The sequence below is a fragment of the Nocardia sp. CA-151230 genome, from assembly GCF_050942175.1.
In the GTDB taxonomy this organism is placed as follows: domain Bacteria; phylum Actinomycetota; class Actinomycetes; order Mycobacteriales; family Mycobacteriaceae; genus Nocardia.
The window spans coordinates 7,936,491-7,961,731 of sequence record NZ_CP192061.1; the positions used below are offsets into that span (position 1 = coordinate 7,936,491).

24 protein-coding genes are annotated in these 25,241 nt (G+C 68.1%); 11 read left to right on the forward strand and 13 right to left on the reverse strand.

The genetic code is table 11. The annotated features are described in order from the left end of the window. Positions 1-21: 21 nt before the first annotated feature. Positions 22-1,164: a cystathionine gamma-synthase gene (locus ACQP1O_RS37320; RefSeq protein ID WP_379380107.1), complete on the reverse strand. Its 1,143-nt coding sequence runs from the start codon at positions 1,162-1,164 to the stop codon at positions 22-24. A 264-nt stretch (positions 1,165-1,428) separates the two neighbouring features. Here ACQP1O_RS37320 and ACQP1O_RS37325 point away from each other — a divergent pair, with 264 nt between their 5' ends. Together ACQP1O_RS37325 and ACQP1O_RS37330 are read left to right on the forward strand one after the other, a co-directional pair. Further along, the gene (locus ACQP1O_RS37325; protein WP_433563023.1) at positions 1,429-2,604 is read left to right on the forward strand and encodes an acyl-CoA dehydrogenase family protein; all 1,176 of its coding nucleotides are present in this window, start codon (positions 1,429-1,431) and stop codon (positions 2,602-2,604) included. A 74-nt stretch (positions 2,605-2,678) separates the two neighbouring features. Then, positions 2,679-3,023: a DUF6401 family natural product biosynthesis protein gene (locus tag ACQP1O_RS37330; RefSeq protein WP_433563024.1), complete on the forward strand. Its 345-nt coding sequence runs from the start codon at positions 2,679-2,681 to the stop codon at positions 3,021-3,023. A 63-nt stretch (positions 3,024-3,086) separates the two neighbouring features. Here the strand turns inward: ACQP1O_RS37330 and ACQP1O_RS37335 are convergent, their stop codons facing one another. Both ACQP1O_RS37335 and ACQP1O_RS37340 read right to left on the reverse strand, forming a co-directional pair. Continuing rightward, the gene (locus ACQP1O_RS37335) at positions 3,087-4,241 is read right to left on the reverse strand and encodes a mechanosensitive ion channel family protein (protein ID WP_433563025.1); all 1,155 of its coding nucleotides are present in this window, start codon (positions 4,239-4,241) and stop codon (positions 3,087-3,089) included. 250 nt (positions 4,242-4,491) lie between these two features. Continuing rightward, a complete protein-coding gene (locus tag ACQP1O_RS37340; RefSeq protein WP_433563026.1) occupies positions 4,492-5,130 on the reverse strand; it encodes a transglycosylase SLT domain-containing protein in 639 nt (212 codons plus the stop codon). A gap of 703 nt (positions 5,131-5,833) precedes the next feature. Here ACQP1O_RS37340 and ACQP1O_RS37345 point away from each other — a divergent pair. Beyond that, positions 5,834-6,394 carry a DUF6529 family protein gene (locus ACQP1O_RS37345; RefSeq protein WP_379380117.1) on the forward strand — a complete coding sequence of 187 codons (561 nt, stop codon included), beginning with the start codon at positions 5,834-5,836 and terminating at the stop codon, positions 6,392-6,394. A 78-nt stretch (positions 6,395-6,472) separates the two neighbouring features. On the opposite strand, the gene ACQP1O_RS37350 is transcribed toward ACQP1O_RS37345, so the two are convergent. Continuing rightward, positions 6,473-7,861, reverse strand: coding sequence for a cystathionine beta-synthase (locus ACQP1O_RS37350; protein WP_354833358.1), 1,389 nt, complete (start codon positions 7,859-7,861; stop codon positions 6,473-6,475). Between the two features lie 81 nt (positions 7,862-7,942). Here ACQP1O_RS37350 and ACQP1O_RS37355 point away from each other — a divergent pair, with 81 nt between their 5' ends. From ACQP1O_RS37355 to ACQP1O_RS37365, 3 genes are all read left to right on the forward strand, one after another. Next, the gene (locus ACQP1O_RS37355; protein ID WP_433563027.1) at positions 7,943-8,407 is read left to right on the forward strand and encodes a hypothetical protein; all 465 of its coding nucleotides are present in this window, start codon (positions 7,943-7,945) and stop codon (positions 8,405-8,407) included. A gap of 276 nt (positions 8,408-8,683) precedes the next feature. Continuing rightward, on the forward strand, positions 8,684-9,901 hold the full coding sequence (locus tag ACQP1O_RS37360; RefSeq protein ID WP_433563028.1) for an acetyl-CoA C-acetyltransferase: 1,218 nt from the start codon (positions 8,684-8,686) through the stop codon (positions 9,899-9,901). 198 nt (positions 9,902-10,099) lie between these two features. After that, entirely contained in the window at positions 10,100-10,438 is a 339-nt protein-coding gene (locus ACQP1O_RS37365; protein ID WP_354833352.1) for a DUF1330 domain-containing protein, read from the forward strand. A 92-nt stretch (positions 10,439-10,530) separates the two neighbouring features. Here the strand turns inward: ACQP1O_RS37365 and ACQP1O_RS37370 are convergent, their stop codons facing one another. The 4 genes from ACQP1O_RS37370 to ACQP1O_RS37385 all read right to left on the reverse strand — a co-directional run bounded on the left by ACQP1O_RS37370 (position 10,531) and on the right by ACQP1O_RS37385 (position 15,255). After that, the gene (locus ACQP1O_RS37370) at positions 10,531-11,388 is read right to left on the reverse strand and encodes a Bax inhibitor-1/YccA family protein (RefSeq protein ID WP_433563029.1); all 858 of its coding nucleotides are present in this window, start codon (positions 11,386-11,388) and stop codon (positions 10,531-10,533) included. 183 nt (positions 11,389-11,571) lie between these two features. Then, positions 11,572-12,498: an LLM class F420-dependent oxidoreductase gene (locus ACQP1O_RS37375; protein WP_433567922.1), complete on the reverse strand. Its 927-nt coding sequence runs from the start codon at positions 12,496-12,498 to the stop codon at positions 11,572-11,574. A 76-nt stretch (positions 12,499-12,574) separates the two neighbouring features. Then, the gene (locus ACQP1O_RS37380; RefSeq protein WP_433563030.1) at positions 12,575-13,708 is read right to left on the reverse strand and encodes a class I SAM-dependent methyltransferase; all 1,134 of its coding nucleotides are present in this window, start codon (positions 13,706-13,708) and stop codon (positions 12,575-12,577) included. A gap of 119 nt (positions 13,709-13,827) precedes the next feature. Further along, the gene (locus tag ACQP1O_RS37385) at positions 13,828-15,255 is read right to left on the reverse strand and encodes an MDR family MFS transporter (RefSeq protein ID WP_433563031.1); all 1,428 of its coding nucleotides are present in this window, start codon (positions 15,253-15,255) and stop codon (positions 13,828-13,830) included. A 229-nt stretch (positions 15,256-15,484) separates the two neighbouring features. On the opposite strand from ACQP1O_RS37385, the gene ACQP1O_RS37390 reads away from it, so the two are divergent. Beyond that, entirely contained in the window at positions 15,485-16,411 is a 927-nt protein-coding gene (locus ACQP1O_RS37390; protein WP_433563032.1) for an LppP/LprE family lipoprotein, read from the forward strand. Positions 16,412-16,472: 61 nt separating this feature from the next. Here the strand turns inward: ACQP1O_RS37390 and ACQP1O_RS37395 are convergent, their stop codons facing one another. After that, the gene (locus ACQP1O_RS37395; protein WP_433563033.1) at positions 16,473-18,173 is read right to left on the reverse strand and encodes a DUF885 domain-containing protein; all 1,701 of its coding nucleotides are present in this window, start codon (positions 18,171-18,173) and stop codon (positions 16,473-16,475) included. Positions 18,174-18,333: 160 nt separating this feature from the next. Continuing rightward, positions 18,334-19,251 carry a ribonuclease Z gene (locus tag ACQP1O_RS37400; RefSeq protein WP_433563034.1) on the reverse strand — a complete coding sequence of 306 codons (918 nt, stop codon included), beginning with the start codon at positions 19,249-19,251 and terminating at the stop codon, positions 18,334-18,336. A gap of 119 nt (positions 19,252-19,370) precedes the next feature. On the opposite strand from ACQP1O_RS37400, the gene ACQP1O_RS37405 reads away from it, so the two are divergent. Both ACQP1O_RS37405 and ACQP1O_RS37410 read left to right on the forward strand, forming a co-directional pair. Continuing rightward, positions 19,371-19,835 (forward strand): DUF6153 family protein, encoded by a 465-nt coding sequence (locus ACQP1O_RS37405; RefSeq protein ID WP_433563035.1) that lies wholly within the window; start codon positions 19,371-19,373, stop codon positions 19,833-19,835. Positions 19,836-19,924: 89 nt separating this feature from the next. Continuing rightward, positions 19,925-20,575: a DUF305 domain-containing protein gene (locus ACQP1O_RS37410; protein WP_433563036.1), complete on the forward strand. Its 651-nt coding sequence runs from the start codon at positions 19,925-19,927 to the stop codon at positions 20,573-20,575. Positions 20,576-20,695: 120 nt separating this feature from the next. Here ACQP1O_RS37410 and ACQP1O_RS37415 read toward each other — a convergent pair whose 3' ends face one another. Next, positions 20,696-20,983, reverse strand: coding sequence for a hypothetical protein (locus tag ACQP1O_RS37415; RefSeq protein ID WP_354834057.1), 288 nt, complete (start codon positions 20,981-20,983; stop codon positions 20,696-20,698). A gap of 146 nt (positions 20,984-21,129) precedes the next feature. Next, positions 21,130-22,647, reverse strand: a complete 1,518-nt coding sequence (locus tag ACQP1O_RS37420) for an APC family permease (protein WP_433567923.1) — start codon at positions 22,645-22,647, stop codon at positions 21,130-21,132. 204 nt (positions 22,648-22,851) lie between these two features. Between ACQP1O_RS37420 and ACQP1O_RS37425 the strand changes: the two genes are divergently transcribed. Further along, a complete protein-coding gene (locus tag ACQP1O_RS37425; RefSeq protein ID WP_433563037.1) occupies positions 22,852-23,724 on the forward strand; it encodes a hypothetical protein in 873 nt (290 codons plus the stop codon). Positions 23,725-23,875: 151 nt separating this feature from the next. Next, a complete protein-coding gene (locus ACQP1O_RS37430; protein ID WP_433563038.1) occupies positions 23,876-24,118 on the forward strand; it encodes an alpha/beta fold hydrolase in 243 nt (80 codons plus the stop codon). Between the two features lie 36 nt (positions 24,119-24,154). Here ACQP1O_RS37430 and ACQP1O_RS37435 read toward each other — a convergent pair whose 3' ends face one another. Continuing rightward, entirely contained in the window at positions 24,155-25,195 is a 1,041-nt protein-coding gene (locus ACQP1O_RS37435; protein ID WP_364620797.1) for an NAD(P)-dependent alcohol dehydrogenase, read from the reverse strand. Positions 25,196-25,241: the final 46 nt, after the last annotated feature.

Here is a 25,241-nt window from a genome sequence, read left to right on the forward strand (position 1 = left end):
GGCGCTTCTGTTTTGTCACAGTCAGGCGAGTGCCTGCTCGATGTCCGACAGCAGGTCGCTGATGTCCTCGATGCCGACAGAGAGGCGGACCAGGTCGGCGGGGACCTCGAGGGCCGAGCCGGCGGTGGAGGCGTGGGTCATGGCGCCGGGGTGCTCGATGAGGGATTCGACGCCGCCGAGGGATTCGGCGAGGGTGAAGATCTTGGTCTTGGCGCAGAAGGCAAGCGCCGCGTCCTTGCCGCCGTGCACGCGCACCGAGATCATGCCGCCGAAGCGGCGCATCTGCTTCTGGGCCACGGTGTGGCCGGGGTGCTCGGGCAGGCCGGGGTAGATGACCTGGGCGATCTTGGGGTGGTTGGCGAGGAATTCGGCGATGGTCTCGGCATTGTCGCAGTGCCGGTCCATGCGCAGGGCCAGCGTCTTGATGCCGCGCATGGTGAGGAAGGCGTCCATCGGGCCGGGGACCGCGCCCGCACCGTTCTGCAGGAACGCGAACTTGGCGTCCATCTCCTGATCGTCGGTGATCAGCGCGCCGCCCACCACGTCCGAGTGCCCGCCCAGGTACTTGGTGGTCGAGTGCAGCACGATGTCCGCGCCCAGCAGCAGGGGCTGCTGCAGGTAGGGCGAGGCGAAGGTGTTGTCCACCACCAGCTTCGCGCCGCCCGCATGCGCCACCTCGGCCAGGGCCGCGATATCGCCGACGTTCAGCAGCGGGTTGGTCGGCGTCTCGATCCACACCAGCTTGGTGTTGGGGCGCATGGCCGCGGCGACAGCGTCCACATCCGACACCGGCGCGACCGAGTACTCGATCCCCCACTGGGTGAACACCTTGTCGATGAGCCGGAAGGTGCCGCCGTACGCGTCGTTCGGGATCACCATGTGGTCACCGGGCCGCAGGTTCGCGCGGATCGCACAGTCGGTGGCCGCCATACCCGAGGCGAAAGCCCGCCCGTAGGTACCGGATTCGAGCGCCGCCAGATTCGCCTCCAGCGCCGTGCGGGTCGGGTTCCCGGTGCGCGCGTACTCGTACCCGCCGCGCATCCCGCCGACCCCGTCCTGGGCGAAGGTCGAACTCGCATAGATCGGCACGTTCACCGCACCGGTCTGAGGGTCCGGATCGAACCCGGCGTGCACCGCCCGTGTAGAGAAACCCAGCTCACTCATGCGAACAGCCTAAGGGCTCCCCCGCCACGCTCCCCCGCCTCCCCGGCTTTCGGCGGGCGGCTGAGAGTCGCTTGCTGTCGGCAACCCGTGCCGGCGGTTGGGTGCCGAACCGATTTCGGTCGGACCCGGCGAGTTACCCTCGCCTCGCGAAACCAGTTGTTGCGTTCGCATCGCGCCGGTGTCATGCGGCGGCGGCGGCCGAGTTCGGGTGGGGGTGCGGCGCGGCGTTGTCGGCAGGGTGGAGGCGGTCTTATCGTGGGGCGCATGGTCACCGTGGATGAGCTGTTCGCCATCGATTCCCTGCTCAGTGACGAGGAGCGGGCGATCCGGGATACGGTGCGCGCGTTCGCGGCGGAGCGATTGCAGCCGCGGGTGGCGGAGTGGTTCGAGGCGGGGACGTTTCCGGCGCGGGAGCTGGCGCCGGAACTGGGGAAGCTCGGGCTGCTGGGGATGCATCTGGAGGGGTACGGGTGCGCGGGGACGTCGGCCACGGCGTACGGGCTGGCCTGCCTGGAGCTGGAGGCCGTGGATTCGGGTGTGCGCAGCATGGTTTCGGTGCAGGGGTCGCTGGCCATGACGGCGATCCACAAGTACGGGTCCGAGGAGCAGAAGCTGCGGTGGCTGCCGGAGATGGCGGCGGGCCGGGTGATCGGATGCTTCGGGCTGACCGAGCCGGACTTCGGCTCGAATCCGGGAGGCATGCGAACGCGAGCGCGGCGGGACGGGGACGACTGGATCCTCGACGGGTCGAAGATGTGGATCACCAACGGGTCGGTCGCGGACGTGGCCGTCGTGTGGGCGCAGTCGCGCGAGGGTGAGCGGGATGTGATCCGCGGATTCGTAGTGCCCACGGACACACCGGGTTTCAGCGCTCGCGAGATGAAGCACAAGCTGTCGCTGCGCGCGTCGATCACCGCGGAACTCTCCCTCGACAGCGTCCGGCTGCCCGCCGACGCCCTGCTGCCCGAGGCCCGCGGACTCCGCGCGCCGCTGGGCTGCCTCTCCGAGGCGCGGTTCGGGATCATCTTCGGCGCGCTCGGCGCGGCCCGCGACTGCCTTTCCGCCACAATCGAATACGCGCAGACCCGCGAGGTGTTCGACAAGCCGCTGGCGGCCTACCAGCTCACCCAGGCCAAACTGGCCGACATGGCGCTCGAACTCGGCAAGGGTGAACTGCTGGCGCTGCACCTCGGCCGGTTGAAGGACCGGCACGAGATCTCCAACGAGCAGATCAGCGCCGGCAAACTGAACAGCACCCGCGAGGCCATCAAGATCGCGCGCGAGTGCCGGACCATCCTGGGCGCGAACGGCATCACCCTCGAGTACCCGGTGCTGCGGCACGCCAACAACCTGGAGTCCGTCCTCACCTACGAGGGCACCGCCGAGGTGCATCAGCTCGTCCTCGGCGAGGCCCTGACAGGCGCGAAAGCGTTCCGCTGAACGGCAGTTCCGGCGAATTGCGCGATATGTCACAGCCGGTCCCCCAGGTGCCGGTCGATTGCTAGCATCACCGGGTGTTTGTGCCCGGCTCCGCCCTGCTCGTCGTTTCGGCGCGTAAGACCCTGAATCGCCTGCAGCGCACCCACGGAGCCCCCGCCGCGGAGGCCGCGGCCGTCTTCCCCGGTGTGTCCGCAGCGATCGACCAGCATGCCGCGGCCGTCCGCGACATCCTCGACCTCGGTGTCGAGAACTCCGGCCTCGTCCCGGCAAGTGTCCTGCTGGCCGGCTACGCCCCCGGCATCCTCGAGGACCTGCGCGAAGCCGAGGCCGTCCTCCCCCACTCCCTGCTCGACTGGCAGGACGCCGACTGGATCCATCTGCGCCTGGCGGGCGTCTGCTCGCTGGCCCGCGCCTCCTGACGTCACGATGAAGCAGCCCCGGGGTGGAAACCCTGGGGCTGCTCGGTTTCGGGCGGCACGGGATCAGCCCATGTCGTCGCGATCGCCCTGGTCCTGACTGCCGGGCCGGGGCATCTGCCCGCTGGAACGCGGGGGCTGTCCGGGCGGCATCGGCTGTCCGGGCGGCGGCATCTGGCCGGGTTGTGTAGGCATCTGACCGGATGGGGGCGGCATTTGCCCAGGCTGCTGCGGCATCTGCCCGGACTGCTGCGGTGGCATCTGACCCGGCTGGGGCGGCATCTGACCCGGCTGCGGCGGCATCTGGCCACCGCCTCCCGGTCCGTAGCCACCCTGTTGGCCGTATCCCGTTTGCCCGTAACCCATCTGGCCGCGCTCAGGCTCTGCCCATTTGCCCGGAGGCATCTGGCCCATGCCCTGCCCCGCCATCATGGGACGGGTGGCCGAGCGCTGCGCCCACATGGCCGCCTCCTGCGCCTGCCGCTGGCGGGCCGCATCCTCACGGCCCCGCTGATAGGCCTGCGCATGCCCCTTCACCTCGGGCATTTCGCCCTCGATGGTGTCGAGCCAGCCCGCCCACCGCTCCTGCATGGGACGGATCAGGCCACCGCCGAGACCGACGATGAGGATGCCGCCGATCGTCGCCAGCACCGTGATGAGAATCGGCATGGTGACCGACGTTCCCACCCCGATCTGATTGAGGGCCGCGATGATGCCGATGCCCCAGATGAACACTGCCGCAATGCGTCCCAGCGTGCGGCCGTAGTCCAGACCGCTCAGCATATTCGACACCATGTCCTGCACGACGCGCGCGATCGCGCCCGCGATACAGACGATGACGATGGCGACCGCCAGCCGGGGTAGCCAGGCCACGATGCCGTTGAGCATGGTGCTCACCGGGTTCGGGCCGAAGACGCCGAAGCCGAGTTGCAGCGTGATCAACAGAATCGCGTAGTACGCCAGCTTGGCGATGATGCCGGTGGCGTCGTAACTGCCGCGGGCCAGCATGTCCTTGATGCCGCCGCGTTCCACCAGCCGATCGAACCCGACTCGGTTCAGGATCCGGGTCACCAGCTTGGCCACAAGTTTGGCCACGAGCCAGCCGATGAACAGAATGACCAGGAACCCGACGAATTTGGGCACCCACGTGGCGATGGAACTCCACGCGTTCGAGAGCCCCTGTCCGATCTGGATATCGATAGCCGAACTCGAGGTGTGCATGACCCCGTCCCTTCGCTATCCGTTCCGGCCGTGTGCCGGAACTGCTCTTCGGGGTCGTTATACGCCTGGTCGATCGTCGAGTTCGCTCGTTTGCGAAATAGTTGCCAAATCAGATGCCTGAGATTGGCCAAAAGGCGGTATGACCGCCATCAAGTCTCCGGGGACAGGCACCGTGGACCGAGATGACAACGATGGCCCGCCCTCATCGGGCAGGCCATCGCAGTGTCGTCCGGTGCGTCGTCGGACCGGATCAGTAGGCGCTGAAGACGTTGTCCATCGAGCCGTAGCGGTGCGCCGCGTAGTTGCAGGCAGCCACGATGTTGGCGACCGGGTCCCAGACGTCGAAGACGGTGCCGTCGACGTGGTACGCGTTGAAGGTCGGGTCGATCACCTGGAGCAGGCCCTTGGACGGGATGCCCATGGCCGCGTTGGAGTCGTACAGGTTGATCGCCTGCGGGTTGCCACTGGACTCGCGAATGATGTTGCGGTAAATGCCGTCGTAGCTACCCGGGATGCCGTGCTGAGCCATGATGTCCAGCGCGTGGCGGATCCAGCCGTCCAGGTTGTCGTCGTAGACGGGGGCGGGCGGCGCGGGAGCCGGAGCCGGCTCGGGAGCGGGCGCGGGGGCCGGCATGGGCGCCGGGGCCGGAGCCGCGACGGCGGCCACGGGGGCGGGGGCGGGAGCGGGCTGTTCCTTGGCCGGAGCGGCGGCAGGCGCGGCGACGGCCAGGGAGGCCTTCAACGCGGCCGGCTGGACATCTCCGCTGGCGGCGGCGCCGGCGGCGGTGATGATGGAGCCGAAGACTCCCAGAGCGAGGGCAGCGGCGCCGGCCGTCCGAGCGGCGGCAACTACCTTGCTACGTCTAGCAGGGTCACTGAGAGCAGTCATAACATTCGTGGGCATGGCGAATTTGGATTCCTGTTCGGTTTCGGGCTCGCGGGCCTGAAGAAGGCAGCGCAGGATCATGTGGGCGTCTCGCGACCCCCGTCTGCGTACCTCGGGCTGTTGTGGATGCTGTTGTGAAACCCGGTATGGGTCAATAAAATTGGCACACTCCGCGGAGTGCAGTGGAGACCTTTGCGACCTTCCGGCCGCGGTGCCTCATCGCACCGATGTAGTGATCACGTTCCGCATGTGTGTTCACATCTCCTTGCGCCATTCAGACTTGCGGTCTGTTTCCGACAAGGTCACAGCTTGATTGCGTGTTGTGAACACAGTCTGAAGCAAAAGTGAACAGAAGGTGAATCAGCCCGCTCGGCGACCCTGGGACCTGCATTAATACAAGCGTTGACCTGGTCATTCAATTCGAAACCCAAAGTGTTTCGGATCACAGAAAAATATCGTTCCGAGATCGCGATATACCGATATTTGCCTGATTTCTGGGCGTTCATCGGCGTTTCACATTCCGAAAGTAACAGCTCAGCAAATCCACATTGGTTAACAAGAATCACAGTCGTCACAGCTTTCACGCAATATAAAGGCGACGCAACGCGGCATAGCGCGGCGGCGCCGCGAGCGACGCACCTGCCGGCTGTAACCCGCAGAGGTATCTCCGAGGCCCCCTTCTGAGAACACCGATCACAGAGGCGAGATGTCCTTGCTGACAGACGTTTTCACCGCGTCTCGGCGCAACCTGATCGCGGTGCCGGTGCTGCTGGCCGGCGCCGCGGTCGCGATCGCGCTCGGGATGGCCGGCACCCACTACTGGCCCGGCACCCAGCCCTTGCCCACCTGGGGCTTCTCCGCGCCGCAGATCTTCAAGGCGTACCTGAGCAGCGTGGTGCTGGTGCTGATCGGCGGCCAATTGCTGACCGCCGTCTGGATCTACCGCTTCCACGCGCCGAGATCGGTGCACATCTACCACCGGCTGTGCGGCGTGCTGGCCTTCCTGCTGAGCCTGCCGGTGGCCTTCTACTGCCTCTACAGTTTCGGCTTCCAGTTCGGCCGGGGCGTCACAGGCCGGGTCATGGCGCACTCCGTCGCGGGCGTGGTGTTCTACGGCGCCTTCGCCTCGAAAATGCTGACGCTGCGGCTGAAGCGGACACCGGGCTGGCTGTTGCCGATCCTCGGCGCCCTGGTCTTCACCAGCTTCGTGCTGGCCTGGACACTGGCGTCGCTGTGGTGGTTCCGTACCGTCGGATTCGCGAGATGAGGTAGCGGTTATCTCGGAAAGCAGTCCGCCCGCCGGAACCAGCTGTGGTTCCGGCGGGCGGCAAAACTCGGCTGCGTCCTAGGAGAGGGCGCCGGTGCTGAGGAAACCGAGCAGGTCGTGCCGGGTGATCACGCCGACCGGCTTGCCGTCCTCGACGACCATGAGGGCGTCGGTGGACTCCAGCAGCTTGGTGGCCGCCGCGACCGGCTCGCCCGCGCCGATGAGCGGGAAGGCCGGGCTCATGTGCTTGGCGACCGGGTCGGTGAGCTTGGCGCGGCCCTCGAAGACGGCCGACAGCAGGTCGCGCTCGGTGACCGAACCCGCGACCTCGCCCGCCATCACCGGCGGCTCCGCACCGACCACCGGCATCTGCGAGACGCCGTACTCGCGCAGGATCTCGATGGCGTCGCGCAGCGTCTCCTGCGGGTGGGTGTGCACCAGGTCGGGCAGCTCGCCGGACTTGCCGCGCAGCACGTCTCCCACGTGCACCTCGGTGTCCGCACCGTCGAGGCGGGTGCGCAGGAAGCCGTAGGAGCTCATCCACTGGTCGTTGAAGATCTTGGACAGGTAGCCGCGGCCGCCGTCCGGCAGCAGCACGACCACGACGGCGTCCGGATCGCGCTCGGCGACCTTGAGCGCCGCCACCACCGCCATACCGCAGGAGCCGCCGACCAGCAGGCCCTCCTCGCGGGCCAGGCGACGGGTCATCTCGAAGGAGTCGGCGTCGGAGACCGCGATGATCTCGTCCGGGATGGCCGGGTCGTAGGCGGTGGGCCAGAAGTCCTCGCCGACACCCTCGACCAGGTAGGGGCGGCCGGTGCCGCCGGAGTAGACCGAGCCCTCCGGGTCCGCGCCGACGATCTTGACCTTGCCGCCGGAGATCTCCTTCAGGTAGCGGCCGGTGCCGGTGATGGTGCCGCCGGTGCCGACGCCCGCCACGAAGTGAGTGATCTTGCCCTCGGTGTCGCGCCAGATCTCCGGGCCGGTGGTCTCGTAGTGCGATTCCGGGCCGCCCGGGTTGGAGTACTGGTCAGGCTTCCACGCGCCCGGGATCTCACGCACCAGGCGGTCGGAGACGTTGTAGTAGCTGTCCGGGTCCTCCGGCGCGACCGCGGTCGGGCAGACCACGACCTCGGCGCCGTAGGCGCGCAGCACGTTCCGCTTGTCCTCACTGACCTTGTCCGGGCAGACGAACACGCACTTGTAGCCGCGCTGCTGCGCGACGAGGGCGAGGCCCACACCGGTATTGCCGGAGGTCGGTTCGACGATCGTGCCGCCCGGCTTCAGCAAGCCGGCCTTCTCTGCAGCGTCGATCATCTTGACGGCGATGCGGTCCTTCGAGCTGCCGCCCGGATTCAGGTATTCCACCTTCGCCGCCACCAGTCCCGAGTTCGGACCCACCACGGAGTTCAACCGAACGAGCGGGGTGTTTCCGATCAGATCGACGACATGGTTAGCGATGCGCATACCTCTTATCGTTGCAGAAAGGAGATCCGCGCCCACGCGCACGTCGGAGATATCACGGCGCCGCGAACTACGATCGCCCCTATGAGGATGCCGACGAGCGTGCCCGCCGCCTCCCTGCTCGCCGCCTCCGGCCTCGCGACCATGATCGTCGCGGCCGCGCCCGCGGAGGCCGCAACCGTGGAATTCCCGCAGGTCCCGAGCGTTTATCACGATGCGTTGATCTGTGGTGGCAATATCCGATCCTGGGCCGACACCGGCCCGCAGTGGCCGGGCCGGGCGATCATCAGCATCCAGGCGCTGCCGGTCGCCGGGTTCGATCCGGGCGAGTACAGCTTCGCCCCGCAGTGCATCACGGTGGCCACCGTCGCGTGGCGGAACATGGACACCGGCGCGGCCGGCGAATATCGAGTTCCCGTGCTGGCCGGCTTCTACGGCAGCGAGCACTACGCCCTGTTCCAGGACACCGGGCCGGGGCACATCATCGTCACCGTCTTCACCGACATGCCGAACATCCCAGCGCACAGCGCCTTCGACGTCCCCGGGTGACCCACCTTCATCGACTTGCCGGCCATCCCCGTCCGACCCACCCGTCCGACAGACATAGCCCTTCCGACCTGCCCGGGTAACTCGACTTCATCGCTGTGGTGCCCCGTCTTTCGCCCTTTCCGTGCCGCGCTGCCGGCAGGCAGCGCGGTACGAGAGCTGCGAGAGTGAGCGATATCCCACAGTTCAGTAGTTGGGATACGGGCATACCGGATGTTTGAGCCGGAACACACCCGTCGTAAATTCGAAGAGGATCACCCCAGCAAAAAAGGAGTCCTCATGGCTGAGGCCGTCATCGTTTCGTACGCCCGCTCGCCCATCGGCCGCGCTGGCAAGGGTTCTCTGGTGAGCATGCGACCGGACGACCTCGCCGCGCAGATGGTGCGCGCCGCCCTCGACAAGGTGCCCTCGCTCGCCGTCTCCGACATCGACGACCTGCACCTGGGCTGCGGCCAGCCCGCCGGTGAGGCCGGTTTCAACATGGCGCGCGCCGTGGCCGTGCAGCTGGGCTACGACTCCCTGCCGGGCGTCACCGTCAACCGCTACTGCTCGTCGTCGCTGCAGACCACCCGGATGGCCTTCCACGCCATCAAGGCCGGCGAGGGCGAGGTCTTCATCTCCGCCGGTGTCGAGACCGTTTCGCGCTTCCCGAAGGGCACCGCCGACGGCTGGCCGGACTCGCACAACCCGCTGTTCGCCGACGCGGAGACCCGCACCAAGGCGACCGCCGAGTCCAACGCCACCTGGACCGACCCGCGCGAGAACGACATCCTCCCGGACGTCTACATCGCCATGGGCCAGACCGCGGAGAACGTCGCCACCTACACCGGCATCTCCCGCGAGGACCAGGACCACTGGGGCGTGCGCTCGCAGAACCGCGCCGAGGAGGCCATCAAGTCCGGCTTCTTCGAGCGGGAGATCACCCCGGTGACCCTGCCCGACGGCACCATCGTCACCACCGACGACGGCCCGCGCGCCGGCACCACCTACGAGAAGATCTCGCAGCTGAAGCCGGTCTTCCGCGAGAACGGCACCATCACCGCCGGTAACGCCTGCCCGCTGAACGATGGCGCGGCCGCGCTGGTCGTCATGTCCGACACCAAGGCCAAGGCGCTGGGCCTGACCCCGCTGGCCCGCATCGTGGCCACCGGCGTCTCCGGCCTGTCCCCGGAGATCATGGGCCTCGGCCCGATCCAGGCGGTCCGCAACACCCTGAAGAACGCGGGCATGAGCATCGGCGACCTCGACCTGTACGAGATCAACGAGGCCTTCGCCGTGCAGGTGCTCGGCTCCGCCCGTGAGCTGAACATGGACCTGGACAAGCTGAACGTCTCCGGTGGCGCCATCGCCCTCGGCCACCCGTTCGGTATGACCGGTGCCCGCATCACCGCGACCCTCATCAACAACCTGCAGACCCACGACAAGCAGTTCGGTCTGGAGACCATGTGTGTCGGTGGCGGCCAGGGTATGGCGATGATCATCGAGCGCCTGAGCTGAGGCACGAGATACCCGCAGCCGAGCTACGGCATTAGTTGGGCCGCCCGACCTTACGGTCGGGCGGCCCAAACTTTTCGGGGAAGGTCGGGGTGCGCCCCACACCCCTCAGGAGTCGGCTTTACCTGGCGGGTAATCGACTTCGTTCCCGGCAGGCGGAAATATCAAGGGCAGCAAAGCAATCCGACCGAGGAGCCTGAAATGCCCGCCTACGCCATCGCCAATCTGTGGGACGTCGACATCAATGCCGAGATCGTGGAATACCTGGAGCGCATCGACGGCACGCTGGCGCCCTACGGCGGGAAGTTCATCGTGCACGGCGGCACGCAGCGAGTGATCGAGGGCCCGGCCAGTGCGATCGTCATCGTCATCGAGTTCCCCGACTATCAGGCCGTGACCGACTGGTACGAGTCGGCCGCCTACCAGGAGATCCTGCCGCTGCGCCTGCGCAACTGCTCCAGCGTCGGGGTCCTGGCCGCGGACTGCGGCGAGAATCACGTCGCCACCGACGTCCTGAAGGAGGTGGTGACCAACGACTGAATGCTCTCGGGCCGGCTACACAGCAGTGGGCGGGCACCGGATTCCGATGCCCGCCCACTCATGTATTCAGCTGTGCGTCAGCCCTTCCCGGACTACCTGTCCTGGAAGTAGCTGAGCAGGCGCAGGATTTCGAGGTACAGCCAGATCAGGGTGACGGTCAGGCCGAACGCCACGCCCCAGGCCGCCTTCTCCGGAGCCTGGGCCCGGATGAGCTGGTCGGCGGCATCGAAGTCCAGCAGGAAGCTGAAGGCCGCGACACCGATGACCACCAGGGAGAACACGATCGAGAGGGTGCCACCCGAGCGCAGGCCGAAGCCGTCGGCGGTGAAGAAGCCGGCGACCAGGTTGCCGAGCATGAGCACCAAGATGCCGATCATGGCGCCGACGACCATGCGGGTGAAGCGCGGGGTGACGCGGATCGCACCGGTCTTGTAGACCACCAGCATGCCGAAGAAGACGCCGAAGGTGCCCAGCACCGCCTGCGCGATCAGGCCGGATCCGCCGACGCCACCGAATTGCACATTGGTGAACAGGAACGAGAACGAGCCCAGCAGCAGGCCTTCCAGCGCCGCGTAGCTGAGCACCAGCGCCGGGTTGTCCTGCTTGCGGCCGAAGGTCATGATCATGGCGAGCGCGAAGCCGCCGAGGCCGCCGACCGCGAGGAACAGCACGGCCAGGCCGTGGTTGGCCGAGGTGAGCGCGTAGGACAGGATCGCCGTCAGGGTGACCACGCCGAGGGTGATGCCGGTCTTCTGCACCACATCGTCGATGGTCATCGGGCGGGTGGTCGGTACGGCCGGCTGGTAGGGCTGCTGGTAGCCCGGGTACTGCGGCTGCTGACCGTACGGGTTGTTGGGGAACTGTCCGGCTCCAGGCGCCGAGCCGAAGCCGGCGTAGCCGCCCTGCTGCGGCTGCAAGTTCCGGAAGACCGGGTTGGATGTGGAGCGCATTTCCGTGCGTCCCTTTCTGGAGTCGCGGCTCACGTCGGTCGTGGCCATTGAAGCTACTCGTCCAACGCGCTGTGGGGGCCCGGAGTTCCCGAACCCCCACGGATCGGACGAACCGGACTTTACCTTAGCTTTACCGAATGCGCCGCCCGGTAAGCCGTGGTCCGGCCGCCCCGGAAGCCGGTCTCAGCCCAGCTGGGTCATCACGCGAGTTGCAATGAGCTCCAGGTGATCCAGATCGGACAGATCCAGAATCTGCAGGTAAACGCGGCTGGTACCGGCGATCTCGGCATAGCGGCCGATCTTCTCGACCACCTCGTCCGGGCTGCCCGCCAGGCCGTTGGCCTTCAGCTCGTCCACCTCGCGCCCGATGGCGGCCGCGCGCCGCGCCACCTCGGCATCGCTCGCGCCGACACAGGCGACCAGCGCGTTGGAGAAGGTGATGTCGTGCGGATCACGGCCGGTGTCCTTGGCGGCCAGGCGGACTCGCTCGAACTGCTCGGCACTGGCCTCGGCCGACTGGAACGGCGCGTTGAACTCGGTCGCGTACCGCGCGGCCAGGCGCGGGGTGCGCTCGGCGCCCATGCCGCCGATGATGACCGGGATCCGCGGCTGCACGGGCTTGGGCAGCGCCGGGGAATCGGTGAGCGTGTAGTGCTCGCCGGCGAAGGAGAAGGTCTCGCCGACCGGCGTCGACCACAGGCCGGTGACGACGGCCAGCTGCTCCTCGAAGCGCGGGAACCTCCGGGCCGGGAACGGAATGCCGTAGGCGGCGTGCTCGGCCTCGAACCAGCCCGCGCCGAAGCCGAATTCGACGCGGCCACCGGACATGGCGTCGACCTGGGCCACCTCGATGGCGAGCACGCCCGGGTGACGGAAGGTGGCCGAGGTGACCAGGGTGCCCAGCCGGATGCGGCGGGTCTCGCGGGCCAGGCCCGCGAGGGTGATCCAGGCGTCGGTGGGGCCCGGGAGACCGTCGGCGTCGCCCATCTTCAGGTAGTGGTCGGACCGGAAGAAGGCGTCGTAGCCGAGGTCCTCCGCGGTCTTGGCGACGGTGCGCAGCGTGTCGTAGGACGCGCCCTGCTGGGGTTCGGTGAAGATTCGAAGATCGATTCGTCCCATGCGCCCTATTGTTCGACGTCGTGCAGGCCGGGTAGCCAGCGGGTCACGGTGGGCGGATCCCAGCGGGTCACAAGGGACGCACCGAGCGGGTCACGGTGAACTTGCGATTGCGGCCCATCACATCGGTTCTGCCGACCATGCGCTCCATGACGCCCCGGTAGTTGAGGTGGGTGTTGTAGACCGTCCACAGCTCGCCTCCGGGGCGCAGCACGCGTCCGGTCTGCTGGAACATCTTGATGGCCGAGCCGGTGTGCACGGCCGCGCCGACGTGGAAGGGCGGGTTGCACAGCACCAGGTCAGCGCTGTTGTCGGGGGCGCTGGACATGGCGTCGTCCTGCAGCACGGTGACGCGGTCGGCAACGCCGTTGGCGGCGGCGGTGGCGCGGGTCGAGGCCACCGCGGCCGCGGACTGGTCGGTCGCCGTCACCCGGATGCCGGGGCGGGCCTTGGCGAGCGCGACCGCGAGAATGCCGGTGCCGCAACCCAGATCGATGGCATCGCGGGCATCGGGCTTCATCCGCTTCAGGTGGTCGAGCAGGAAGCGGGTGCCGATGTCCAGACGCGGGCCGGAGAAGGCGGCACCGTGGGCCACCACCTCCAGGCCCTGCTCGTCGAGCCGGTTGCGGATCGGAAAACGGGGCTCGCCAATGGTTTTGGGCTCGGCGGCGAGCAGGATGCGGGATTTCTGGCGGCCTCGGGTGGCGCGCACCGAGCCGAAGGATTCGGCCAGTACCTCGTTCATGGCGGGGGTCAGGTATTTGTCGCGGCCGCCGGCGAAGACCTCGACATCGGGTGCGGCCCAGCGCGCGATGGCCTCGGCGGTTTCGGCCAGGCCGGACAGCGCACGCGGCAGCCGCCACAGCACGACGCGGACATCGGAGAGCAACCCCGCGCCCAATTCTCGGGTCGAAAAGCGATCGGCCAGACCGACAATTCGGGCATTGTTGGCGAGTGCCAATTCACCGGTGAGCAAATCCTGATGCACCCGGACCCCGTGTAGGTCGTGCGCGGCGATGGCCCCGAGCGTCAACGCCCCGTAACCGTCGTCGATCACGGCCACCCGCCCGTACCCGGCGGTGGCCAGCGAATCCGCGGCGACATCCAGCATGAGGCGGTCGGCGGCATCGACCGCATACAGATTCACCGCTTCGACATCCGGATACCGCCGTAACCGGCCCAATACGTCCTCGACCTCAACCACACCTACAGTGTGCTAGATCATTGCCGAAGCATTCCATTCGGCACGGTCGGCGGCCTTTTTGCGGAATTAACTGAGCCCGGCGCTATTCTGCGATTCCGCAAATCACATGTCGATCGTGTTCACGCCGAATGGATTTCCGAGTCGCCCGCGCTTCGCCGTGGCATGACGGCCGCGGCACCGATGAGGACCACCGCCATGGCGGCCACGCCGAGGAACACCAGGTGCACCGCCGGCGCGAGGTCCGATGCGGCCGGCCGGCCGGCATTCCCGAGGCGGGCATTGACCAGCGCTCCGAAGACCGCCACGCCGACCGCGCTACCCAGCGAGCGGGCGAACATATTGGTGGCGGTGACCACGCCCCGCTCCGACCATTCGGCGCTCGCCTGGGCGGCGATCAGGGTCGGGCTGGCCACCAGGCCCATCCCCATGCCGACGATGAAACAGCCGATCGCCAACTGCCACAGGCTCGACCGCGCGTCCACCACCAGCAGCGACGCCGCGCCTACCACGGCGAACAGGCTGCCGATCAGAGCCGTCGCCCGGAAACCTATGCGCAGGTACACCTTTCCCGCCTGTGACGCCGAGACCGGCCAGCCCAGCGTGAGCGCGCCGACGGTGAGACCCGCGATCAGCGCCCCGCTGCCCAGCACACCCTGCGCGAAGGTCGGCACGTACGAGGTGAGGCCCAGCAGGATCGCGCCGACCAGCAGCGAGGCCAGGCTGCTGGCCACGACGATGCGCCGGGTGAAAACCCACAGCGGCAGAATCGGATTCGCGGCCTGCCGCTCGACCAGCCCGAACGCCGCCAGCATCACCCCGCCGCCCGCGAAGAGCACCAGGCTCGCGGGTGAGTTCCAGGCCCACGCCTGTCCGCCCTCGAGCAGCGCCAGGATCAGCGCCCCGGCCCCGACGGTGAGCAGTCCGGCGCCGAGGTAGTCGATCCGATGGCTCTGCCGCGGAGCACTTTCGGTGAAGTTCCGCAGGATCATCCAGGCCGCCAGCGCCGCCAGCGGCAGGTTGATCAGGAAGATCCACCGCCAGCTGATGTACTCGGAGAACACGCCGCCCAGTAGCGGCCCCAGCACCGACGAGGTCGCCCACACACTGGCCAGATACGCCTGCACCTTGGCCCGCTCCGGCACCGTGTAGATGTCGCCCGCGATGGTCATCGAGATCGGGCTGACCGCGCCCGCCCCGATGCCCTGCACCGCCCGGAACGCGATCAGCGCGGGCATGCTGGTCGCCAGCCCGCACAGCAGCGATCCCACCGCGAAGGCCCCGATCCCGAACAGCATCACCGGTTTCCGCCCCACCATGTCGGCGAGCTTCCCGTAGATCGGCACCGTCACCGCCTGCGCCAGCAGGTAGATGCTGAAAAGCCAAGGGAACTGCGCGAACCCACCGAGCTGATCGGTGATCGTCAGCACCGCGGTGGCAATGATCGTCGAGTCCAACGCCACCAGCGACGTCGACAACATGATCGCCGCGAGAATCGGGCCCCGCTCCGACCGCAACCCGATCGACGACGTCACATCCGTAGCCGTCACCGGCAGCCCCTTCCCTCAACACAACTCACCACCACAGTCGAACACGCCGTCCGGGCGGCTATTCCCGGCGCGCTTGCGCCGACTCGTGCGGGACACGAAACACGAAGGCTCGCACCGGCCGGCAGGCGGTCGTGCCGACAGCGAGCCGGCGTGCCCATGAAATCAGGGGCGCAACGATCTGCGTCCGGGACTCGACGTGCTCGGTAGTACCGAGTGGGAGGGACTTTTCATGAAGAGAATCGTTGGCATCATCGCGGCGGTCGCCGCGGTGGCCCTGGCGACGGCATGTCAGGACGGCGGCTCGACGCCGGCGACCAGCGGGGCGTCGGTGCCGAGCTCCGCCACCGCGACCGCACCGGGAACTGTTCAGTCTCCGGCCCCGCAGCAGTCGCCGGGCGCCACGCAACCCGCCGGTGACGGCGCTCCCGCCACCGCCGGAAACGGCAAGTGCGTCGATCTGAAGTCGGCGGTGGTCACCGCCGCGCTGGGCAGACTCGGCTCCGGTGTCGGCGGTGACGGGTTCTACGCGGACAGCGGCACCGATGCCTCCGTCGGCTCCTGCCCCGCCCTGCTGTGGGTGCTCGCCGGGACTCCGCACGGCACGGCCAGCTCACCGTGGCACGTGATGCTGTTCAACCACGCGGGCTACCTGGGCACCGCGACCAAGAAGTCGACCTCCTACACCCAGGTGGTCGGCTCGTCCGATCGCAGTGTCCAGGTCCAGTACCGGTGGCTCGCCGGTCAGGACGCCAGCTGCTGTCCCTCGGGCGGGCCGGTCACCGTCACGCTCACCCTGGGCGCCGACGATCACACCGTCACCCCGGATCGTGACTTCCCGGCCGCGGTGACCGATCCGAGTTCCGCGGGCACCGCGCCGGTGTGCCCGGTCACCAAATCCGTTCTGCTCCAGGCGTTGCGCGGCACCGACATCGAGTCGCGATTGGCGCAGCCGGTCGAACTCGAGGATCGGATCGACTGCTCGGGCGATTGGGCGATGGCCCACAGCGGAACCCACAACAACACGGTCAACCGGGCGCAGGTCCTGTTCCACTACGTGGCGGCCGACGGCGGCTGGAAGCCGGTGGACCTCGGCAGTGCCCTGCACTGCACCGAGATCGGCGTACCGGCCGATGTCGCGGACAAGATCTGCCACTGATCGATCGGTCAACGGGCGGGCGGCCGGTGAGCCACGCCCACCGGCCGCCCGCCCCGGAGTGTCAGAGGGAGTCGGCCAGATCGCGCAGAACCGGGAGGCTGACCGAGCCGGAGCCGAGCACCGTGTCGTGGAAAGCCTTGATGTCGAAGGCGGATCCGAGGCGGTCGGTGACCAGGGCGCGCTGGCGGCGGATCTCCAGCTGGCCGACCTTGTAGGCGACCGCCTGGCCGGGCATGGCGATGTAGCGGTCGATCTCCACCCGGATTTCCTCGACCCCGACGGGGGCATTGGCGGACATGAAGTCGACGGCCTGCTGACGGGTCCACCCCTTGGCGTGCAGGCCGGTGTCCACGACCAGGCGGCAGGAGCGCCAGGAATCGGCGGCGAGCATGCCGATGCGGGTGAGATCGTCGGGGTACAGGCCCATTTCGTCGGCGAGGCGCTCGGTGTAGAGCGCCCAGCCTTCGACGAAGGCCGTATTGGAGAAGGACATGCGCTGGAAGCGCGGCAGATGGTCCAGCTCGTTGGCGATGGTGAGCTGCAGGTGATGGCCGGGGATGGCCTCATGGTAGGCGACCGCGGCGGTCTCATAGCGGTTGCGGCTCTTGGGTTCCCGCAGGTTCACGTAGTAGGCGCCGGGGCGGGAGCCGTCGGCCGCGGGCGTGAAGTAGTAGGCCGCGGGCGCATCCGCGGCCAGGAAGTCGGGGACGGGCAGGATGTCGCAGGACTGGCGTGGGAGCCGGCCGAACCAGTTGCCCATCTCCGCCTGGGCGGCGGCCAGACACGCCCGGGCGTCGGCCATGATCTCCGCACCGTCGCCGTAGCGCAGCGCCGAATCCTCGCGCAGCCGGGCGAAAATGGCGGTCTGGTCGTCGAGGCCGAACAGCCGGCCGCCCACCTCCTCGTATTCGGTGCGCAGGCGGGCCAATTCGTCCAGGCCGAGCTGGTGGATCTCGTCCGCGCCCAGGTCGGCCAGCGTGGTGTGGTGGCGCAGCAGGCGGCGGTAGATGTCCGCGCCGTCGTCACCGAGCCAGCAGAGGCCGGGCTTGTCATCGGGGCGCGAAGCGGGTTCGAGCTCGGTGGCGAGCACCGCCCGGTAGGCGGCGAAGGCGGGCCGGATGACCTCCCGCGCGACCTCGGTCAGCTCTGCGCGCCAGTCGGTTTCGCCATCCCAGCCCGACGGGCCGGCCAGGGTGACGAACGGGTCGTCGGCGAGATCGGAGGCCAGGTAGCCGTCCAGCTGGTTGAGCGAGCGTTCGATGGTGATGTGCGCAGGCGTGCGCCCGGCCGCGAGTCCCGCCCGGAAGCGCTCTACGGCCTGGTTCATCAGGGTGCCGAACTGCCGGTAGCGCTGCACCAGCCGCTGCGCGTTTTCCGGTTCGGGCGCGTTCACCAGGGGAGCCATGGTCAGCATCCCGGCGTGCACGCCGGTCATCTGATCCGAGGCCATCTCGACGGGCCGCCACTCCAGATGCGAGACCGCCGAAGCCAATTCGGTGCGCAACAGGCTCCGCGTGGTCCGGTCCTCGTCACCCAGCCGCGCCGGATCCAGCGCATCCACCTCGGCCAGTAGCCCCCGCCAGGTACCCAGCAGTCGTTCCTCCGCCGCGACCGACAGATCCTCGATACGATCGTCGAACCGCCTGTCCCCCAACAGGGTTGCCTCACTGGGCGCGGACTCCAGCATGGCGTCCCAGTACCGGTCGGCGAGTGCGATGAGTTCCTCGTGCGCTGTGTTCGATTCCTCGTGCGCTGTGTTCAATGTGCCCTCCGATTCGTTCCGGGCGGGTTCGCGGCCCTGGAGGTCTCGTTCTTCCCTCCCTGCGCTCCCCCGCTTCGCTCCTCCGCCCAAGGCGGAGGTCTATCGAGCCGCAGTCCGGAACGAGACGGGCCGCGAACCATTATGGCCTTCTGCTCCGATGTCAGCGGCGCGGCGGAACCGGAATGCGCATCAGATCCTCGGCCACCACGATCTCCCCGTCGAAATGGGCACGGGCATCGGCCAAATGCTGGTCCAGGGTGCGGTAGCGCTGCGAGTAGTGGGTCAGCACCAGGGTGCGGACCCCCGCCCGCGCCGCTACCTGCGCCGCCTGCCCGGCCGTGAGATGACCGTATTCGACCGCCAGGTGCTCATCGGCATCGATGAAGGTGGACTCGATGACGAGCATGTCCACGGCCCGGGCCAGGTCGTGGACGCCGTCGCAGAGCCGGGTGTCCATGACGAACGCAAAACTCTGTCCCGGTCGCGCCTCGCTCACCTCGTCGAGAGTGACCGTGCGCCCGCCGATCTCGACTTCACCGCGCCGCTGCAATTCACCCACGACCGGCCCGGACAATCCCAGTTCGCGCAGCCGCTCGGGAATGAAGCGCAGGCTGTCCGGCTCGTCGAGGCGATAGCCGAACGATTCGACCGGGTGGGACAGCCGCGCGGCGCGCAGGGTGAAATCGGCTCCCGGCGGCGGCAGTTCACCGGCGTCGGTGATCGGATGCGGGTGCAGCTCCACCTGGCGGTTGTGCGCCGAGGAATCGATGAGCCGTTCGTAGAACACCTCGCCGGACGCCGGGAAGTAGACATCCACCGGATGCAGCGCCCCGTCCAAGCTGATACGGCCCAGCACACCCGGCAGGCCGAAGCAGTGGTCCCCGTGGAAGTGGGTGATGCAGATGCGGGTGATCCCGCTGGCGGCCACACCGGCGAAGCTCATCTGTCGCTGGGTGCCCTCCCCCGGATCGAACAGCAACCCCTCGCGATCCCACCGCAGCAGGTAGCCATTGTGATTGCGCTGTTTGGTCGGTACTTGGCTGGCCGTCCCCAGAATGACCAGTTCGCGCTGTGACACGGCCGTCAGGCTACCGCCCACCTCGCCGATCCTCGCGGTGGCGAGGCGGGCGCGTCCCGTACCGATACCGACAGGGGGTATCCGGCCCGGGGCGACGACCGGTCCGTAGAATGGCCGCCGTGATCGAACAGCAGCCCCTGGGCACCCGGTTCTTCCGGGCCTTCGGGCTGCTCGCCCTGCTGGCGGGGCTGGTGGCCATGCACGCGCTCGTCCTCGGCATGAGCCACGACCGCATGACCGGCGACCACGCCGGGAGCGCGGCGACCGTCATGACCGAGCACCGGCACGACGCCGTTCTGCCCATGGCGGGTATCGCCCCGATCGCAATGGCCGCGGGCGAGAACCACGACATGTCCATGCCCGGCTGCGGCGGTGATTGCGGCAACGGCCACGCCGGAATGCACGGCTGCCTGTTCGTGCTCGCCGCGCTGCTGCTCGGACTGGGCCTGGCCTTACTGGCCTGGGTCGGCATCGGCCGGGGCGACGCGGCCACCTCGACACCGCGCCGCCCGCGCGCGTATCACGCCCGTCCACCACCCTGGACGGTGCTCTCCCTGGCCGAACTGGCGATCCTGCGGATCTGATGGGCCGCCGCGCCGCGTATCCCCCACGCGGACGCGGGTTTTCGCCTGCTCGTTTCCCGATTCGCCAGCACCCACCAAGGAGTTCGACCATGTTCAGCACCCGTATCAAGCTCGCCCTGATCGCCGCCACCGCGGCCACCGCCCTGATCGCCGCCGGCTGTAGCAGCAATGACAATGACACCTCGAAGGCCGCGCCGTCCTCCACCACCACGGCCATGGATCACGGCAGCATGCCCGGCATGGATCACGGCGCGACCGGCACCTCGGCGCCAGCGGCCACCCGCAGCGACTTCAACGCCGCCGATGTCACGTTCCTGCAGATGATGTACCCGCATCACGCGCAGGCCGTGGAGATGGCGAAGCTGGTGCCCACCCGCTCGAAGCACCAGCAGCTGATCACCCTGGCCAAGGCCGTGGAGCAGGCGCAGTCGCCGGAGATGCAGCAGATCACCACGCTGCTGCAGAGTTTCGGCAAGCCCGCGCCGAGCGGCGACATGGGTCACGACATGCCCGGCATCATGTCGAAGGACCAGATGACCAAGCTGGAGGGCCTGTCCGGCCCCGACTTCGACAAGCTCTGGATGCAGATGATGATCGAGCACCATCAGGGCGCGATCACCATGGCGAATACCGAACTGGCACAGGGCACCAACGGCGAATCGAAGGCGCTGGCGCAGTCCATCGTGACCGCGCAGCAGCAGGAAATCACCCAGATGAACTCCATGCTGGGCCAGGGCTAGCAGCGAGAAGCCAACGGGTGCGCCGGTATCCGGCGTACCCGCAAGCCTCGGTCTCCCCAGGGGTTCGGGGGGCGAAGCCCACGGCCTCGGGAAATACGGCCGCGAGCTACGCGAGTTGGTTCAATTGCCGATTACGGTGTTCATGATGGTGCCGGCGCTGGTGGCGGTGGCGCCGCCGATCATCGCTCCGGCGATCATCTTCGGTGATTCGAGGCCGCCGCCGCTCCACTTCTCCCAGGCGAACCGGCCACCGCCGTAGGTGATGGCGGTGACGCCGGACAGCATGGTGAACCAGGTGAAGTAGCGGACCAGCTTCATCAGCTTGTCCGCTACGGGTGGGGTCTCCGGGGTCGGGTTGCCGATCTGCGCGACAACCGTGGTGTAGGCGTCATGCACAGCGAGGAGCATGCTCACGATCGGTTCCTCTCGGGATGCTGAGACGGTGCTGATGGGCCGAACTTGTGGCACAACTCTCAATATTCAGAGCAATTGAACCGCATTCCGCGAGGTCGCGTACGAAAGACACACCACCAGCACCAAACTCGAGCACCCGATCAGCTACCGGTTTTCGCCTCCGCGCGGGCCATCACCGAGTGCCGTCGGCCGTAGGCGAAGTACACGACCAGGCCCAGCGCCATCCAGATGACGAACCGCAGCCAGGTCTCCACCGACAGGTTGAACATGAGCCAGGCGCAGGCGATGACCGACAGGATCGGGATGAGCGGCACCAGCGGCACCCGGAAGCCCCGCTTCAGATCCGGCCGGCTGCGGCGCAGCACGACCACGCCGATGGACACCAGCACGAACGCGAAGAGCGTGCCGATATTGACCATTTCCTCCAGGGTGCCGAAGTCCACGAACCCGGCCAGCGTCGCGCAGATGACGCCGACGATGGCGGTGATCCGCACCGGCGTGCCCTTGGGCCCGGTGTGCGCGAGCCGGCGCGGCATCAGCCCGTCGCGGGACATGGCGAACAGCACGCGGGTCTGGCCCAGGAACAGCACCATGACGACCGTGGTCAGACCGGCCAGCGCGCCGACGGAGATGATGTTCTTGGCCCAGGTGACGCCGTGCAGGGCGAAGGCCGTCGCGAGGGTGGCGTCGTTGCCCTGCAGGTCCTTGTAGGACACCATGCCGGTGAGCACCAGCGAGACCACCACGTACAGCACGGTCACGATGGCCAGCGAGCCCAGGATGCCGCGCGGCACATTGCGCTGCGGGTCCTTGGTCTCCTCGGCGGCGGTGGCGACCACGTCGAAGCCGATGAAGGCGAAGAACACGATGGAGGCCGCGGCCAGCAGGCCGTACCAGCCGTAGTGACTGTTGCCGCCGCCGGTGACCAGCTGGAACAGGGTCTGCTGCAGCGTGCTCGCGCTGCCGGAGTCCGCGTTGGGGACCGATGCGGGGATGAAGGGCTTCAGGTTCGAGACCTTGAAGTAGGTGGCGCCGACCACGACCACCAGCGCGATGACGGCCAGCTTGATGGCGACCGCGACCGCGGAGACCCGCGAGGACAGCTTGGTGCCGAGGGCGAGCAGCACGCCGAGCGCGGCGATCAGAACGACCGCGCCCCAGTCGAACTTGACCGAGCCGAAGTGCCAGATGGGCTGATGCCCGCCCATGACCGTGCCCAGGTACTGCGACCAGCCCTTGGCGACCACCGAGGTGCCGAGCGCGAATTCCAGGATGAGGTCCCAGCCGATGATCCAGGCGATCAGCTCACCGAAGGTGGCGTAGGAGAAGGTGTACGCGCTGCCCGCGACGGGGACGGTCGAGGCGAATTCGGCGTAGCAGAGTGCGGCCAGGCCGCAGGCGACGGCCGCGAAGACGAAGGCCAGCGAGACCGCGGGTCCGGCCATGTTGCCCGCGGTACGCGCGGTGAGGGTGAAGATACCGGCGCCGACCACGACCGCGACGCCGAAGACCGTGAGGTCCCACGAGGTCAGGTCCTTGCGAAGTTTGGCATCGGGATCGTCGGTGTCCCGGATCGACTGTTCGACACTCTTGGTGCGGAACAGTCCGGTGGTGCGTTGGGCAGGGGGACCGGCAGCGTCTCGCGAGGAGTCCGATATCGCCACTGTCTCTCCTAAATCTGGCTTCTCGGCAACAATGCAGTTCTCACCGGTCGGTCGCCATCGGGCGAGTTGTCGGCGTCACACGGCACCGTATCACCAGCTGGTACGTACCAGTTCAGCAACAGGCTGGTCACCGAGAAGGCACCCGCGTGCCGCCGTAACACCACGCCTGGGACCGGTGGGTCGGATTAGTGTTTCGGTATGGCTTTCGGGGGAACGTCCGCGGGCGGCGATCCGGCCGCGCTGGATCGGGTGCTGGCGCATGCGCACGGCGTCCGGGTCAGGGAGATGCCCGGGGACGCGCCGACCCTGCTGGAGGAGCGGGACCCGATTGCCGTGCGAGCGCTGCGCGACGCCCTGCGCATTGCCGACCTGCCCGGTTTCGTGTGCATGTGCTGGGGCGATGTAGTGCTGGACTTCTTCGACACCGACGAGCGTCCGCTCACCACGGTGACCCTGCATCACGGCTATTCGATCCGCTGGGCCGGCTGGCCCCAGGACGCGCTGCTGGCCGACGGCGTCCGCTCGCTGGAATGGCTTGCCGTGCGCGGCGTCGCCGTTCCCCTGCGCGAATACCGCGTGGCCGAGCAGCGCCAGGCCGAACTCGACCGCACCGCCCGGCTGTGGGCGGCCGAGATCCCCGCACCACTCATGCCCTACACCGACATCTTTCTCGATACGTCCACCTCCGGCGGCGGCCTGACCGGACACCAGGTGGCAGAGATCCGTGCCCTGCTGTCGGCGGCGTACCCGGATGCGGTGGATCGAATCCTGCGCCTGTGTGCCTGGTACGCCGCGGGCACCGGCGCCCATTCGGGTCACCCGCCGCACGAACGCATTCCGGCCCAGTTCCTGGATCTGGAGAACCGCACCGATTTCGCCCGCGCCGTCGACCTGGCCGGCGACGCCGCCATCGCCGGCGCGGTCCGCTACCTGCTCAGCTGGGATACCCGAAAACGCCTGGCCCGCCTACTATCCGCGCTCTCCCCCGCCGCCCGCCGCAAGGTCCTCGCCCACGCCCGCGACGCCGAATCCCGCCGCTGGCTGGAACGCCGCATCGCGGGGTTGCAATGAGATTCGGACGGCGGATTTCGCGAGGGTCACCTCGTCGCCGCAGGTGGCTCGGAGATCAGCCCGGAAAACATGGTCGAGTTTCCCGAGAGCAGCGTGGGGCCGAAGTTCAAGGGCGAGCGGGTCGGGTACTTCCGTGAGACGACGGGGGCCGATGACGAATCAGCCTGCCAAGGATCAGCTTTCGGCATTGGCCATGCCGTTCCTCGGGATCTTCGCCGGGCGCAGCATCGTGCACAATTTCCGCAAGCGGGCGGACAAGGCGCGAAAGCTGGTGCCCGGCGGTCGATTCGAGGTGTGGCCGGAGGCCTCGCACGCCATCAACGGCGAGTTCCCGGACGAGATCGCGGCGCGCGTCGCGAAGTTCCTCGGCGAGATAGAGCCCGCCGCAGGCTGATTCGTCCAGCCTGTCTCGGGCTGATTCGAGAGTCGGTCACGGCACCAGGACCGCGCGCCCCCGGATCTGGCCCGCGTCCAGGCGGCGGAAGGCTTCCGGCCCCTCGGCGAGGTCGAAGCGCTCGACCTCCATGTGCAGCTTGCCCGCCTGGGCGAGGGCCACGCACGCGTGCAGGTCGCTGCGGGTGCCGCCCAGCGATTTCCGCACGGTCGCGCCCCACGGCCAGCCGGGGCCGCCGGCCGGTCCGGCGGTGATTTCCGGTGCGCCGCCGCCGATTCCGACCATGCGGTAGGCGCCGTTGGGGGCGACGGTCTCGCAGGCCAGCTTGGCGGTGGAGTCCACGCCGACGAAGTCGAAGACGGCGTCCGCGCCGCGCCCGCCGGTGAGGTCGAGGATCTGCTGGGCAGTGTCGCCGCCGGAGAGGATGCCGAGTTCCGCACCGCAGTCGGCGGCCAGGTCCAGCTTCTCCTGCGCCTGGTCCACGGCGATCACCCGCACGCCGGAGATGGCGTGCAGGATCTGCACCGCCACGTGCCCGAGCCCGCCGATGCCGATGGCGACCGCGGTGCCGCCGGGCCGGAGTGCTTCGCGCGCGCCGCGAATGGCGTGGTAGGCGGTGAGGGCGGCGTCGGCGACCGGCGCGGCCTGCAGGAAGTCCAGATCGCCGATGGGCACGAACGAGCTCGCCGGAATCCGCACGTACTCGGACATGCCGCCCTCGATGGTGAGTCCGGGGCAGGGCGGCATGGCGACGCGACCCGCCGCGAGACAGACGTTCTCGTTGCCGCTCACGCACTCCCGGCAGACGCCGCAGGTCCAGAACAGGTAGACGACGCCGCGTTCGCCGATCTCGCGCCCGTTCACGTCCGAGCCGATGGCCTCGATGGTGCCGGCGATCTCGTGGCCGAGGGTGAGCGGATCCTCGCGCAGCTGGATCGGGAAGTTGACCAGGGTCAGGTCGGAGTGGCAGACGCCCGCGGCACCGACCTTCACCAGCAGGTCGGTGGGTCCGATGTCCGGGACCGGGATGTCGTTGATCTGCACCTTTTCCGGGCCGGTCCACTGGAGTGCGCGCATCGTGCTTCCTTGCCTCGAACTTGTGATCTGGCGCACACGGTAGCAG